This is a genomic window from Serratia sp. JSRIV001 (assembly GCF_019968745.1).
Lineage (GTDB): Bacteria > Pseudomonadota > Gammaproteobacteria > Enterobacterales > Enterobacteriaceae > Chania > Chania fonticola_B.
In genome coordinates this window covers 1,256,026-1,269,120 of the sequence record NZ_CP074147.1, presented here as the reverse complement: position 1 = coordinate 1,269,120, position 13,095 = coordinate 1,256,026, and the positions used below count along the sequence as shown (strand labels likewise).

Annotated in this window: 21 protein-coding genes and 1 pseudogene; 21 read left to right on the top strand and 1 reads right to left on the bottom strand. The window is 52.8% G+C overall.

Annotation, left to right across the window (positions count from 1 at the left end):
• Positions 1 to 122: 122 nt before the first annotated feature.
• Positions 123 to 623, top strand: a pseudogene (locus tag KGP17_RS05710) (CoA-transferase); the annotation flags it as partial.
• Between the two features lie 303 nt (positions 624 to 926).
• Here the strand turns inward: KGP17_RS05710 and KGP17_RS05705 are convergent.
• Entirely contained in the window at positions 927 to 1,469 is a 543-nt protein-coding gene (locus KGP17_RS05705; protein ID WP_223499023.1) for a helix-turn-helix domain-containing protein, read from the bottom strand.
• Between the two features lie 147 nt (positions 1,470 to 1,616).
• Between KGP17_RS05705 and KGP17_RS05700 the strand changes: the two genes are divergently transcribed.
• The 20 genes from KGP17_RS05700 (at position 1,617) to KGP17_RS05600 (ending at position 13,095) form a co-directional block, all read left to right on the top strand.
• A complete protein-coding gene (locus tag KGP17_RS05700; RefSeq protein ID WP_223499022.1) occupies positions 1,617 to 1,886 on the top strand; it encodes a helix-turn-helix domain-containing protein in 270 nt (89 codons plus the stop codon).
• Positions 1,887 to 1,943: 57 nt separating this feature from the next.
• Entirely contained in the window at positions 1,944 to 3,950 is a 2,007-nt protein-coding gene (locus KGP17_RS05695) for a Mu transposase C-terminal domain-containing protein (protein ID WP_245398323.1), read from the top strand.
• A gap of 10 nt (positions 3,951 to 3,960) precedes the next feature.
• Positions 3,961 to 4,848, top strand: a complete 888-nt coding sequence (locus KGP17_RS05690; RefSeq protein WP_223499020.1) for an AAA family ATPase — start codon at positions 3,961 to 3,963, stop codon at positions 4,846 to 4,848.
• Positions 4,849 to 4,867: 19 nt separating this feature from the next.
• Complete coding sequence (locus tag KGP17_RS05685) at positions 4,868 to 5,146, top strand: hypothetical protein (RefSeq protein WP_223499019.1); 279 nt, start codon at positions 4,868 to 4,870, stop codon at positions 5,144 to 5,146.
• Between the two features lie 12 nt (positions 5,147 to 5,158).
• Complete coding sequence (locus KGP17_RS05680) at positions 5,159 to 5,377, top strand: hypothetical protein (protein ID WP_223499018.1); 219 nt, start codon at positions 5,159 to 5,161, stop codon at positions 5,375 to 5,377.
• The gene (locus KGP17_RS05675; RefSeq protein WP_223499017.1) at positions 5,367 to 5,996 is read left to right on the top strand and encodes a DUF3164 family protein; all 630 of its coding nucleotides are present in this window, start codon (positions 5,367 to 5,369) and stop codon (positions 5,994 to 5,996) included. The genes KGP17_RS05680 and KGP17_RS05675 overlap by 11 nt, the downstream gene beginning before the upstream one ends.
• A 281-nt stretch (positions 5,997 to 6,277) precedes the next feature.
• Complete coding sequence (locus KGP17_RS05665) at positions 6,278 to 6,994, top strand: DUF2786 domain-containing protein (RefSeq protein WP_223499015.1); 717 nt, start codon at positions 6,278 to 6,280, stop codon at positions 6,992 to 6,994.
• Positions 6,991 to 7,392 (top strand): DUF4406 domain-containing protein, encoded by a 402-nt coding sequence (locus tag KGP17_RS05660; RefSeq protein ID WP_223499014.1) that lies wholly within the window; start codon positions 6,991 to 6,993, stop codon positions 7,390 to 7,392. Before KGP17_RS05665 ends, KGP17_RS05660 begins: the two co-directional genes overlap by 4 nt.
• Complete coding sequence (locus KGP17_RS05655) at positions 7,379 to 7,597, top strand: hypothetical protein (RefSeq protein ID WP_223499013.1); 219 nt, start codon at positions 7,379 to 7,381, stop codon at positions 7,595 to 7,597. The genes KGP17_RS05660 and KGP17_RS05655 overlap by 14 nt, the downstream gene beginning before the upstream one ends.
• Positions 7,594 to 8,298: a 3'-5' exonuclease gene (locus KGP17_RS05650; protein ID WP_223499012.1), complete on the top strand. Its 705-nt coding sequence runs from the start codon at positions 7,594 to 7,596 to the stop codon at positions 8,296 to 8,298. Before KGP17_RS05655 ends, KGP17_RS05650 begins: the two co-directional genes overlap by 4 nt.
• Positions 8,279 to 8,647: a hypothetical protein gene (locus KGP17_RS05645; protein WP_223499011.1), complete on the top strand. Its 369-nt coding sequence runs from the start codon at positions 8,279 to 8,281 to the stop codon at positions 8,645 to 8,647. The genes KGP17_RS05650 and KGP17_RS05645 overlap by 20 nt, the downstream gene beginning before the upstream one ends.
• 270 nt (positions 8,648 to 8,917) lie before the next feature.
• A complete protein-coding gene (locus KGP17_RS05640; RefSeq protein ID WP_223499010.1) occupies positions 8,918 to 9,334 on the top strand; it encodes a gp16 family protein in 417 nt (138 codons plus the stop codon).
• Positions 9,312 to 9,770 (top strand): mor transcription activator family protein, encoded by a 459-nt coding sequence (locus KGP17_RS05635; RefSeq protein ID WP_223499009.1) that lies wholly within the window; start codon positions 9,312 to 9,314, stop codon positions 9,768 to 9,770. The genes KGP17_RS05640 and KGP17_RS05635 overlap by 23 nt, the downstream gene beginning before the upstream one ends.
• Before the next feature lie 144 nt (positions 9,771 to 9,914).
• A complete protein-coding gene (locus KGP17_RS05630; RefSeq protein ID WP_223499008.1) occupies positions 9,915 to 10,103 on the top strand; it encodes a hypothetical protein in 189 nt (62 codons plus the stop codon).
• Between the two features lie 126 nt (positions 10,104 to 10,229).
• Positions 10,230 to 10,571 (top strand): phage holin, lambda family, encoded by a 342-nt coding sequence (locus KGP17_RS05625; RefSeq protein WP_223499007.1) that lies wholly within the window; start codon positions 10,230 to 10,232, stop codon positions 10,569 to 10,571.
• Positions 10,555 to 11,025 (top strand): lysozyme, encoded by a 471-nt coding sequence (locus KGP17_RS05620; RefSeq protein WP_223499006.1) that lies wholly within the window; start codon positions 10,555 to 10,557, stop codon positions 11,023 to 11,025. Before KGP17_RS05625 ends, KGP17_RS05620 begins: the two co-directional genes overlap by 17 nt.
• A complete protein-coding gene (locus KGP17_RS05615; protein ID WP_223499005.1) occupies positions 11,016 to 11,414 on the top strand; it encodes a hypothetical protein in 399 nt (132 codons plus the stop codon). Before KGP17_RS05620 ends, KGP17_RS05615 begins: the two co-directional genes overlap by 10 nt.
• A gap of 185 nt (positions 11,415 to 11,599) precedes the next feature.
• Positions 11,600 to 11,803, top strand: a complete 204-nt coding sequence (locus tag KGP17_RS05610; RefSeq protein WP_223499004.1) for a hypothetical protein — start codon at positions 11,600 to 11,602, stop codon at positions 11,801 to 11,803.
• The gene (locus KGP17_RS05605; RefSeq protein ID WP_223499003.1) at positions 11,803 to 12,303 is read left to right on the top strand and encodes a DUF1804 family protein; all 501 of its coding nucleotides are present in this window, start codon (positions 11,803 to 11,805) and stop codon (positions 12,301 to 12,303) included. The genes KGP17_RS05610 and KGP17_RS05605 overlap by 1 nt, the downstream gene beginning before the upstream one ends.
• A gap of 51 nt (positions 12,304 to 12,354) precedes the next feature.
• Positions 12,355 to 13,095, top strand: coding sequence for a DNA methyltransferase (locus KGP17_RS05600; protein ID WP_223499002.1), 741 nt, complete (start codon positions 12,355 to 12,357; stop codon positions 13,093 to 13,095).

The window sequence follows — 13,095 nt, the reverse complement described above, 5'->3', positions numbered from 1 at the left end:
CAAGTCACTAAAAAGAGCAATCAATTTTTCATGCAGCTTAATTGCGGCATCCGCGCGCCTGCGTGCGAGTTTGGTTGCCCCGCAAAATAAAATAAATGCATCGGTCATTAACAGGAGTAATTATGGAACTGGTAAAACCGAAAAGAATTAATGGCAGAGTCCCGGTATTATCGGCACAAGAGGCGGTAAATTATATTCCTGACGAAGCCACCTTATGCGTATTAGGGGCCGGTGGCGGTATTCTGGAAGCCACCACCTTAATTACCGCGCTGGCAGACAAATATCAAACCTCGCAAACCCCGCGTGACCTGTCATTAATCAGCCCGACAGGGTTAGGCGACCGCGCCGATCGCGGTATCAGCCCACTGGCACAGGTTGGGCTGGTGAAATGGGCACTGTGCGGGCATTGGGGACAATCCCCACGCATCTCCGATCTGGCCGAACAGAACAAGATTGCGGCCTACAACTATCCCCAAGGCGTGTTAACTCAGACCCTACGGGCCGCAGCGGCGCACCAGCCGGGGATTTTAACCGAAATCGGGATTGGTACCTTCGTCGATCCGCGCCAGCAAGGCGGCAAACTCAATGAGGTGACCACAGAAGATCTTATCAAGCTGGTCGAGTGTGGGGGGGTGATCAATTCTGGATGGTGGGAAAAATCGAAACTTCGACACGACGCCAAGACTGGCGCGGGTTTTGAGGGATTGGTTGATTTTGGACTGCCTCCGTCAAAATAACCAAAAATACTTTTTTATGCGGTAAATTCTGGACTGAATAACCTCTGCATTAATCACGTTTAAACTTCATTTAAACGCATATCATTAAACCATGATCTATACTAATTTATCCCTTTATCTCAATGAGTAACGAGCGAAACGACTTTATTAATAAACCCCACTCAGCATTAGCCGAACAGCATGCGGGGTTTAGCCAGCTTGCTTGTGAACCGGCAGGTTCAGCTCATTGGTTTTACTATCCTCAGGTGCCCCCTTTTTAATCTCGCCATGAAGTTGCATTAGTTGCAGCCTTTCGTTCTCAGGGAGCAATGAAAACTCAGCGATTGACTCAATGCTCTGTAAGGCTCTCATAATGCCAGATATGCCATGTTGAACGATGACCTGTGCTAGTTGCTGGCGCTGCTCATCAGTCATCACCTCAATCACCCCCATCAACTTACTATCGTAATATATTGCGATGCTATCGTTTTTATCAGCTTCTACATCTCCTGTAATGAGCCATTCCATTGGAGCACTACACGCCTGTGCTATGGCCTGAATCTTATCAATGCCTGGGTAGCTGCGCCCTTTAAGGTAACTTCTCACCGCAGACTCTGAGATGCCACATACGTTGGCCAAGGCCACATTAGTCATGGCGCCCATCGCAATTTTTAACCGTTCTGAAAAACGGTTTATTCCTGGCATCGAAATAAACCGCTTTCGGTCTTTCGCTGTACTATCAGTTTTATTCATGTAACACCATGATTCATATCAAGATTAATTTATTCGGATTAATTTGCGAATAAACCACTTGAAATCGGTTTATTGTGCGATTAGATTGTGTGTAAGCGATAATCATATTTAATTATCGTTTTAGATAAACGAGGAAGGATATCAACGATGCAGTTGCTAACACAAGACATGGCGAATCTGTTTGTTTGCGCCGGTGAGGACTGGTCAAGCAAAGCGATAATCGCAGCTCTCGATCGCAAGGGTGTCAGCCTGAGCGATTTAGAAAGCGAACTGGGCGTAGGTAAAAACGCGATTCGTAATGTTTTCTACCGTAAGTGCGGCCGTTACGAAGATGCAATCGCACAAAAAATCGGTGTATCTCCAGAGCTTATCTGGCCGAGTCGTTACATTGAAACCGTTTTTCGGATTAGGGGATAAGGAATGTCTATCTGGTTGACTGTTCAGGAATGTGCAAATTTGCCCGGCTTTCCGAGCATGCTTCACAATATCCGTAATAATCTGAATAAACGTGCAGGTGGAAATTCTGACCTACGCCGTCGTCGTACAGGTTCAAAGGCTTTCGAATATCACGTTGATTGTTTACCACGTGAAGCCCGTGAGGTTGTCCTTGCCCGCCATTACCAACAGGTTGTCGAAGTGGCCAGCGATACTGCTGTGGTTACCACTGTCACGGCTGAGCGCAAGACTGGTATTAAACCCCGTGAAGAACTCGACATCCTGAACCAGTGCCCGGCCCTGCTGGAGCGTGAGGTCAGCCAGTTGACCGACAAGCAAAAAGCCGTGGCAGATGCACGTTCGGCGCTGGCACTGGAGGTGTTAAAACTTTATGACCAAGCTGGTCTGAGTCGTCTCGCTGCTGTCAATTACATTGTCGACGGTTCCCGCGCCGGAACACTGCCGGGGCCACTGATGCAAATGGCTGAACTGGCGAACGCTCGCAAAGGTAAACGCCTGGGCGTCAGCCGTAGCAGTTTGCAAGAATGGTATTCCGTGTATCTGCTGACGGTTAACGACACCGAAAAACGCCTGGCCATGTTGGCACCCGGTCACCATAAAGCGAAGAAGCCGGAGGACGTCAGTTGGTTGCCGCGCTTCCTGGCGTACTGGCGCAGCCCCAACGGGCCAACCATGCGTTTTTGCTACCGTGATTTCGAGGCTGACTGGAAACACGAATTTCATGACCAGCCCGCCATGCTGGCGGTGATGCCGTCTTATGACGCCATTTGCCGGGTGATGAAGAAGCTTCCAAAGCGGGAACGGCTTCGCGGTCGTGTCAGTGGTTCCGCTGCACGGGCGCTGGAAGTTTACAGCCGCCGTGACTGGTCCTGTATGCCGGTTAATGGCTGCTGGATTTGCGATGGGAAATCACTGGATATGAAAGTGAAGCACCCTATCAGCAAAACAGCATTTACCCCGGAGTTGACGCTGGTTATTGATGGTCGTTCACGTTTTGTTGTGGGCTGGAGCCTGTCCTATTCCGAGAACGTGCGCGGCGTTTCTGAGGCGTACCGCTATGGCATACAACGCTATGGTAAACCGTTGTTTGTCTATACGGATAATGGTTCAGGCCAGAAAAACAAGACGCTGGACGCGGAAACAACCGGTATTTTCCCTCGCATGGGGATCGAGCACATGACCGGTATTCCCGGTAACCCGCAGGCTCGTGGCATCATCGAGCGGCTGAACGGCGTCATTCCATACGCCATCGCTCAGCGTGTACCGACATTTAATGGACGCGGCGCAGATCGTGACAACCTCCGCCGTCTGATGGTGGCGGTTGAGTCAGCCGAGAACGCACAGAGCCAGGGTAAGCCACTTAACGTCCGCCAACGGCGGGCAACAGAAGCGGTGCCTGAATGGGAGGATGTGCTGGCAATCATCCAGGAGGAAATCGAGCGTTACAACAACAGCCACGAACACAGTGAGCTGCCCAAGTACAACGGCAAGCACCTGACCCCGGCCCGTTACCGCGAAGCGGTTCTGGCCACGGAGGGCGACGAAATCGAGTATCTGACCGAAGTGGAACTGCGCGAGATGTTCATGCCGGAAGAAAAACGCACCGTTGACCGTGGCTGGATCCGCCTCAGCAATAACCGCTATTTCTCTCATGGCCTGGCTGATTTTGATGGCGTTGAAGTCCGTGTCGCTTATGACCCGCGCAACGCTCAAGAAGTCATTATCCGCAGGATGGACGGTTCTTATATTTGTAAGGCTATCTGGAACGGCAATACAAACGCCGCAGTTCCTGAAACTAAAATGGCTCAGGGTATTCAGGAGCGTGCCAAGCGTCAGGTGGCTCTGCTGGACAAGAAAAAACAGCGTGTCATTGAACAGGCTACCCCGGTCATTGAGCATAAACCAATGCCCGACTTTGGGATGCTTCTCCAGGGGGAGATACAGCAGGCAGAACAGCACGATTACCATTTTTTAGAAGTTGATCGGGAACAGCATTTAAAGAAGACCGGCACACACCATGAATAACGAGGTAACTATGATTGCTCAATTATCAGAATTAATGGCCCGTCGTAACTGGTCACAGACACAAGTCGCCCGCGCGTTGGGTAAAAGTCCGGCCACGCTTAATCAGTATTTACAGGGGAAATATAACGGCGACGTTAAAACCCTTGAGCTGGATATCGTTGCATTGATTGCTAGAGAAGCCGAAAAGGAAAAGAGCCAAAAATTAACAGTTTCTTTTATTCGTACCTATACCGCCAGCAAATGCCTTGAGGTTATTCGTATGGCCCACCTGGACGGCGATATCAACGTTATTTATGGCGATGCAGGGATGGGGAAAACCATGGTGATGCGTCAGTATGCCGCCGATAACCGCACAGCCCTTTTGCTTGAAGCGGATCCGGGCTATACCGCCCGCGTGGTGCTTGAGGAACTGTGTGCCCGTCTGGGCCTGAACAAGCGCGGCAACATGCACGAGCTGAGCGAGGCCATCATTGTGGCGCTTAAAGACTCCGGGCGTATTTTGCTGATTGATGAGGCGGAGAACCTGCCACATCGTGCGCTCGAAACCATTCGACGCATCCACGACAAAGCCGGGATCGGCGTTGTACTGGCAGGGATGCCCCGCCTGATTATTAACCTCAAAGGTAAACGCGGCGAGTATAAGCAGCTTTATAGCCGCGTTGGTTTTGCGCTGCCGCTGGGCGACGTTCTACCACGTGAAGACATTGACTCCATAGCAACGAGTGTCCTCGAAGATGCCAAGGACTCAGCGGTCAGTGATGCACTGTTCTCTGCCTGCAAGGGCAACGCCCGCCGCTTGTTTAAGCTGCTGCGCGGCGTCAATCGCTACAGCCTGCTGAGTGGCGAGCATGTTGACGCTGGGGCTGTCCGTAAGTTCTCGGAGATGCTAATCAACTGACTTTTTTGAGGTGATAGTCATGTTTAACGGCTTAAAAAATGAAGAGTTGGTCGAGTTAATGGAACGTGCAAGCAATGTCGTTAAGGCACTCAGCATTCAGGGCGTGACCGTGAAATCGATCACACTGGCTAGCAATAAACCCGTGATCCGGGTTCAGCCCTGCGGTTATTGCGATCAGCAGATCCACAGTGGTCGAGCTGTTTATCATGAATTTGGTTATTCCGCTGAGGGGCGTTACCGTCAAGGGCAGTTTACGTCGGGCGGCTGTAGGGTCGTCTGGTCTGAGTCGATTCACTAAAGAGAGGATGCAATGGCTATTATTTTAAAGATAACCATCCAGGAAAATAAAACTGGCGTTAATACGAATATTTATGCTGAAGGTCCATGCACTACAGCAGAGTCAGGACAAGCCAAGTTTATTTATAACACCATAATTGGCGCATTAAGTAATCAGCCCGGTTATAAAAATTCCGGGGAAGATGTTTGTAAAACCATTCATATCAATAGGAGTAATGACAATGTCCACTAATGCCCCTGAAAACACCATTCCAGACGGTTACTGGAAAGATGCTCGCGGCGTACTGACGCCTGAAAGCCTGGTTAAACCGGTAGATAAAGAACGTGATGCCCTGGTCAAGGCCATTGTGGAACGCGCCAAACCGTTGCAAGAGGCGCTGCGTGATTTTAAACAGGATACATTTGCTGACATTCAGGCACTGGTTGACCTCTCTGCGGAACAGTACGGGGCCACTATTGGCGGTAAAAAAGGCAATGTCACCCTGTACAGCTATGATGGTCGATTCAGAGTGCAGCGGGCCATGCAAGACCGCATCGCCTTTGATGAGCGTATTCAGGCCGCCAAGGAGTTGATTGATGCTTGTGTGGCTGAGTGGACGAAGGACGCCCGTCCGGAGCTGCTAGCCATCATTGATCGGGCATTCTCTACCGATAAGGAGGGCGAGATCAACCCTGGTCGCGTGTTACAACTCCGTCGCCATGATATTACCGACCCTCGCTGGTTGCGGGCAATGGATGCGCTTGCAGAGGCTGTCCAGGTTATCAGCAGTAAAAGCTATATCCGTCTCTATGAACGTGTCGGAGATTCCGATAAATACGTGCCAATTTCTTTGGATATTTCAGGGGTGTAAACGCCATGAACGCCGCAAAATTTAACCAGGCGCACTCAGTCGGGGCCGCATTCATCCACCAGGTACATCCTGATCCGTGTGGTGGCACCGTGGTCAGAACGGTAGACGTGGCTCGTGATTTCAAATGTGGTTGCGTAGTGGAAATAAACCGGGAGCCTTATTTCGTCAAAGTGGAAACACTGACTCCCACACACTGATTTAATTATTTATTAACTTGCCCTTTAAATATTGGCGTAAACCCGCAGGGACTGACTTACGCCAAATTCAGGAAAATAGAGAAAATGAATAAAGAAAAGTATTTATCAAAAATTAAAAAACTTCTTAATTTGGCGCGTAAAGCAACCAATGCCAACGAAGCCGCCGCCGCGCTGCGTCAGGCGCAGAACTTGATGAAGCAACACGGTGTAAGCGAGTCAGACGCCGAATTCATCGATATTAGCGAAGCGAGTACCAAAGGCTCCCCCAGCAATGCGCAGACACCGCCTAAATATTTGGGCTGGCTGGTTGAGGTTATCAATCGCGCTTTCGGTGTTCAGGCCATGTTTGACTGGCGTTATGGCAAGTACGGCACCCCTCGTCGGATCATGACGTTCTACGGACCAGACAGTCGCCCCCAGATTGCCGCCTATGCCTTTGATGTTTTAGCCAGGCAAATGACCGCAGCCCGTAAGGAGTTTATCGCCAAGATCCACAAGAACACCAAACCTGCGACCAAAATCGCCCGGGGCGACCTTTTCTGCGAGGGCTGGGCTAACGGTGTCTATCAGATTGTGGCTGAACTGGCCCCGACAGAGTCCGAGACCACATTAATGGCCGCCTATAAGCAGCGCCAGATGGACTCTGGCGCGATTAAAACCAGCGCTTACAGAGAGGCTCGTGAATGCAGTCGTAGCAACGAGGCTTCAATAGCGGGCTATATCTCTGGCCGAAATGCAACATTGAGCCACGCCGTCAACGGCACAGCAACCGAGACCAAATTGATTGGCGGTGCAGCATGAAAAGCATCATCGCTCCGCCTGTAGACCTGAAAATCATGATTTCAGGGCCGATGACAGGACTCCCCGATTTTAATCGTCCTGCGTTCAATGCAGTGGCAGAGAGTCTGCGCCTGTCAGGCTTTACGGTATACAACCCCGCCACGCTGACCGACGGTTGGACACATGAGCAGTATATGGTCACCACTCTCCAGTGGGTTGATGAAGTCGACGCGCTGTACATGTTGGACGGCTGGGAGCACAGCAAAGGCGCAGTCATGGAGTTTGATCGCATTCTACGTCACCGGGTCCCGCTATTTAAATTCCAGTCACTGGGCGCGTTCAGGGCAGCAATGGCGCGTAGCAAGATCCTGATCCAGTCGCTTACTCATAAAGACGGAGGTCAACATGTTGAATGTTAAGGGCTGTGAATATCGCGATAACGGCAAATCCCGTGTTTACACCATGAGTAATCTCTCCACAGCAGTGGAAGTCCCGGAATACCCAGGGAAGGCACGGATCAGGTTTTACGACATTCGGGGTTATGCCATCCACAAAGGGGCGGTGAAACAGGAAATGAAGGCCGCCATCGAGCGCTACAAAACCAAATGGAGATTAGCCAAATGACCAACATCATGATCGATATCGAAACCTTGGGTAAAAAACGCGGGTGTCCGGTCCTTTCCATCGCCGCCGTAGAGTTTGATCTACAGACCGGTAATGTGGGCGAAACCTTCTACGAGCGAATGGGTTATGACGCGGCTCTCGCCTATGGTTTGCCAGAAATAAGCACCCTGGAATGGTGGGGTAAACAGAGTGCAGAAGCTCGCGGCGAAGCGTTTAACGGTAAGCGATCCCCTGTCAGTGTTGCGTCTGAGTTGCGGGCTTTCCTGCATAACTCCGGTGGTGGTCGCTGTATCCAGTGGGGTAATGGTTCGGTCTTTGACATCAGTATTCTTGAAGGATGGTTTGACCGCGTTGATCCAATGGTTGAGGCCAAGGGCGACGACATCTACCCCTGGAAGTTTTGGGATGTTGCAGACCTGCGCACCCTGGTGCGCCTGTCTGGAATTGATGTAAAAGCGATCCCGTTTGCCGGTGAGAAGCATAATGCGCTGGCCGATGCCCTGTATCAGGTGAAAGTTGCTCATGCCGCCTATAGCGCCCTTCCATCATCAAGCCGTGCCGCTCGGCGTATCAAGGAGTTGGAAGCCATCGCCACCGACAACGCCCTTAGATTCCAGAAGGCACAAGATGCGCTGAAGCACATGGCCCTGATGAACCGTCCCGAACATCAAGGAGGAGAAGATGGCCAAGTCAGCAACTGACCGCAAGGCAGAACAACGCGCAAAACTGGCCGCCAGCGGGGGGCTGAGGCACGAATTGGTACTGACTCAGCCAGAGACCGAAGCGCTGGAGAGAAACCGCCAACGCCGAAACCCGGGGCGCTCTGCCTACAGCCGCAATGAGTATATAAGCCTGCTGATCCTCTGTGACGATCAGCGTCTTGAGCGGCAAGAGAAGGCGCTGGGGAGCTGCCAGCGCTGCGGCAAGGTTCTGCCTGGTGGCTGTAACGGTGACTTCAAAGGTGAAGCGGCCTGTTGGTTTACCCGTGACTGTCTTTCGATGAATTTAACCAGCGCCGTGACCGGTCACGCCAACTTGCAGGGGGAATGACACAATGAACGCTCGCTATATCCCGACAGATAACGCATTGCTGGACGTCATTTCAAACCATCCATTATCAGAAGATTGGAATGGAAATTACAGTTTGGCAACGTGGAGGATCCGAAACACAATCAATAGGTTACACCCGAACATGTACGCAACGACGACAACGTTACGTCAACACCTTCATGGTATGGCCCTGCGTGGGCTTCTGACATCGGCAAACAGCCATGGAAATAATATTATCTGGACACTGGTCACACAGGGGCGGGAGGGATAATGGCGAATCTCATTAAAGTGATCCACACAGGGAAAAAAGCCCTGGGTTGGGACGATGAGACCTACCGTGCCGTGCTCTACCGCATCGCCGGACGTACCAGTTCAACACTCTGCACGGAGGCACAGCTGGAGCGCGTCATCGCCCATATGCGAGAAAGTGGATTTACCCCGGTATCGTCAAAGCGTCATGGCCGCCGTCCCTCAGTGGCCAGCAGCCATAAAGGGCTTTTAAGCAAGGTCGAGGCGCTGCTGGCTGATGCGGGCCGTCCGTGGTCTTATGCGGTCAGCATGGCGAAGCACATGTTTAACCGTGAGCGCGTGGACTGGTTGACAACGGACGAACTCACCAGGCTGATGCAAGCCCTGGTTATCGATGCCAAACGCAGGGGGAAACATGAAAATCACCGTCAACCATGAGGAACTGGCGAGAACAGAAGCCCTCCTGCCCGAGTCGGCCAAAGTGTTGTTGCTCATTCTGGGGTATCCCGCGACAGCCAGGCTGATTGACCGTTTTGGCGGTGTCACATTATCGGCTAAAAGTGGCGCGGCTCAGGAGCGTTCCGGCGGCGTTCATTCGCTGTTACGTGAGGTGCTCAGCGATGAGGAATTGAAGAAATTAATCGCCTACCTGGGGGCCGCGCAGTTTTATATCCCCCGTTGTGATGCGGCACTGAGGCAACTGCGCAACACCCGATTTGTGGCGGCGGTTGCGGAGCGCCAGGAGGCGGGTCTTTCAATTCGCCAGGCGATGGCGGTATTATGCCCGCAATTCGGGATCAGTGACCGCATCGGCTGGCAGCTAATCAGTAAGCGACTTAACCAGGATAAACAGACGCAACCCGGGCTGTTCTGATGAACATGCGCCCCTCTGGCGACACTGACTCACTCTTGCACTGGAGATTTATCATGACAAATTATGCCGCGCTGGGCGAATATAACGCGTAATCCCAGCAGGCTAGCGATGCTGCCAGCCGCCGTTTTGCGTTTATGAAGAAGCATGGCTACCATGCTTAACCAGCAGGCAGAACAGTATGAGACCGTTTTAGACACCTCACTGTTAAAACGTTCTCTTGACGACGTCACCTCAGCCGAGCGCGAAATGCGGGCGGCTGTCGAAAGAGCCAATCAGGCCGCTGCATTGTGTAACAAACCCATCATCACCCTGCCTTCCCTGTCAACATTCTGATTAATCAGCGCCCCGGTAAAAGGGGGCGCTGAAGCCTTTCCAGCGTTTCTCCCCCTCACTTTATTCCACAATCCCCCTACTTGTTAACGTGGCATTGCCATCCGATAACCATCAAGCGAGAAAAGTATGAGCGATCAGGGATTCTGGGAAGACTCATTGAAATGGATAGCTGACAACGCCCCCGCCCTCTATGCAGGTCTGGCGGCTATTGGCGTGTCGTCGATGATGAACATAAAAGATGGACAACCCAAAAAATACACCATTACCAGCGCCATCGTGTGCGGGATTGTTGCGACCAGCCTCAGTGGACTACTGGAACATGTTGGCTTGCCATCAAGCGCCGCTGCGCTGGTCGGCGGGATCATTGGCTTCATTGGCGCGGACAAGCTGCGCGATATCGCCAACACCCTCGCAAACCGACGGCTCAATGGGGCCACTCAGGACGGGAAAAATGAAAATAAGCAATAACGGCCTGGCCTTGATTAAAGAATTTGAAGGCCTGTCGCTGAAGGCTTATCCCGATCCGGGGACAGGAGGAGCGCCCTGGACGATTGGCTGGGGTCATACTGGGCCGGAGGTTAAACCCGGCTTAACCTGGACTCAGGCGCAGGCTAAACAGGCGTTAAACGATGACGTGGCTCGGTTTGAGCGTGATGTAAGGACGCTCGTCAAGGTCGAGATCAATCAGAACCAGTTCGACGCGCTGGTCAGCTTTGCCTTTAACGTTGGGAGCGATATCGACGAGGACGACGTGCCCGAGGGACTGGGGGACAGCACGCTGTTACGCAAGCTCAATGCTGGTGACTATGAGGGTGCTGCGAATGAGTTTGTGAAGTGGAACAATTCCGCAGGCAAGGTCATGAAGGGCTTAACCCGTCGCCGCGCCGCTGAGCGGGATTTGTTCCTGAAACCATGCCGCTAATCACAAAAGGCCTGTTAGTGCTGGCGACGATCACGGTGGGGTATTTCGCTGTGGACAGCTACTTCACCACGAAAGCAACGGTGAAGACGCTCAGGGATGAGAATACAACCCTCTCCGACGCCTTGACCGCCAGCCGTAAGCAGCACAACGCGGAGCAGGTTACCGGTCAACAGGGTGTGACATTCAGCCAGCAGGGAACGGCAAAGCAGGAGAAAGCACAGATTGAAATCCGTCAACAAATCATCCGGGAACCCTGCGCGGGCCAATCTGTTCCTGATGCTAGTGCTCAGCGGTTGTGGCGGTACGCCGAGCAAACCCGCGCCGCAGCCCTATCAGATGCTGCCCGCGAACCTGACCGCGTCCCGGCTGGCTCCGCTTCCCGGAAATAATCCCGGGCGGCTGACCTACGGGGAGTCAGTGACGTGGAACATCGGGCTGCTTGAGGCACTCCGCCAGGGAAACTGTGACAAAGCATTGATCCGGCAGATTGAGCAAATCAGGGCCAGCGGGGAAACCGGCAAAACGTTACCCCCTCCGCCTGAATGCAAATTATTAACCTCAGAGGATGAATAACATGGCTTTCATTAGTTTTCAGTCATACGGATATAGCGCTGAGCCTGTTCGCGTCATGGCTGAGCGCATCACCCATTTTTATGGAGTTGATTACAACGGCAGAGCCGGGACCACCCTCGTATTAGACACGGGGAACGAGGTGATTGTCGGTGAATTCTCCAGCGACGTCCAACGCAAGATTGAAGAAGCTCAGAAGGGGCGCTAATGGCCTGGCCGAAGGAAACACGGGACAAAGTCCGCACGGGCTACATCTTTGATCAGCTCACACTTGAGATGGTCGCGCTGAAGCACTCGGTCCCGTATGACACTGCGAGACGTTGGAAGATGCTGGCCGCCAAGGACGGTGACGATTGGGACAAACTGCGGGTTGCCCACACCCTCGCCGGGGACGGCCTGGAGAACGTGGCCAGAACAGTCCTGATCAGTCTCGTTATCAAATGCCAGACCACGATGGATCAACTTAACCAGAACCCGGACGTTCACCCGAAAATGGCCGTCGAGTTACTGGCCAGTCTGGCGGACAGTCTCAGTAAAGCGGTATCGAGCAGCAAGAAGATCCTTCCGGAAACGGACCGACTCGCCACCGCGCTGGAGGTTATCCAGAAACTGGGGGCGTTTATCAGCGACAAACACCCGACGCTTTATGCCTCGTTTCTAGACGTGCTGGAAGGCTTTGCCTCATCGCTGGAGTCTGATTTTAGTTAACGTTTAACCCCAGTCCAGGTTAACCCGGGCTGTATACCTTTTGGGGGTGTCATGCAAAAGCAAATCATAGGTAATGCAACGCTGTACTGCGGCGACGTTCTGGAGGTATTGCCGACGCTTACCCCCGGATTTGATGCGGTCATCACTGATCCGCCATACAGTTCCGGCGGTCTGCACAAAGGCCAGCGGGCAGCAGCGCCTTCTGAAAAATACACCGGTAATAACAATTATGCCGAGTTCAGCGGCGATAACCGGGACCAGCGCAGCTGGGCGTTCTGGTGTTCCCACTGGCTGGGCATGACGACGCGACTGGTTCGCCCGGGGGCCTATTTCATGATTTTTTCCGATTGGCGACAGTTGCCAACGCTGACCGATGCTATTCAGGCCGGTGGCGTTCTCTGGCGGGGTCTTATCGTCTGGGACAAAACACTGTCCTCACGCGCTCCCCATACCGGCTATTTTCGCCACCAGGCCGAGTATGTGGTCTGGGGAAGCCTCGGCAAGCTGGATCAGTGTCAACACGGTGGCCCGTTCCCGGGCGTCATCGTTGAGCGGGTCAACCCAGCGGAGAAACTCCACATGACGGCGAAACCGGTCCGGGTCATGGAGCAACTCATGAAGCCGCTGGCTCCCGGGGCGCACGTTCTGGATCCGTTTATGGGGTCTGCGTCGACAGCCATCCCTGTGCTGGCGCGGGGCGACAGCTTCACCGGGATTGAACTCTCACAACACTATTTTGATATTGCCTGCGCCCGCATTGAGAAGGCCGTGGCAGAACAGGCTCAGGTGTAA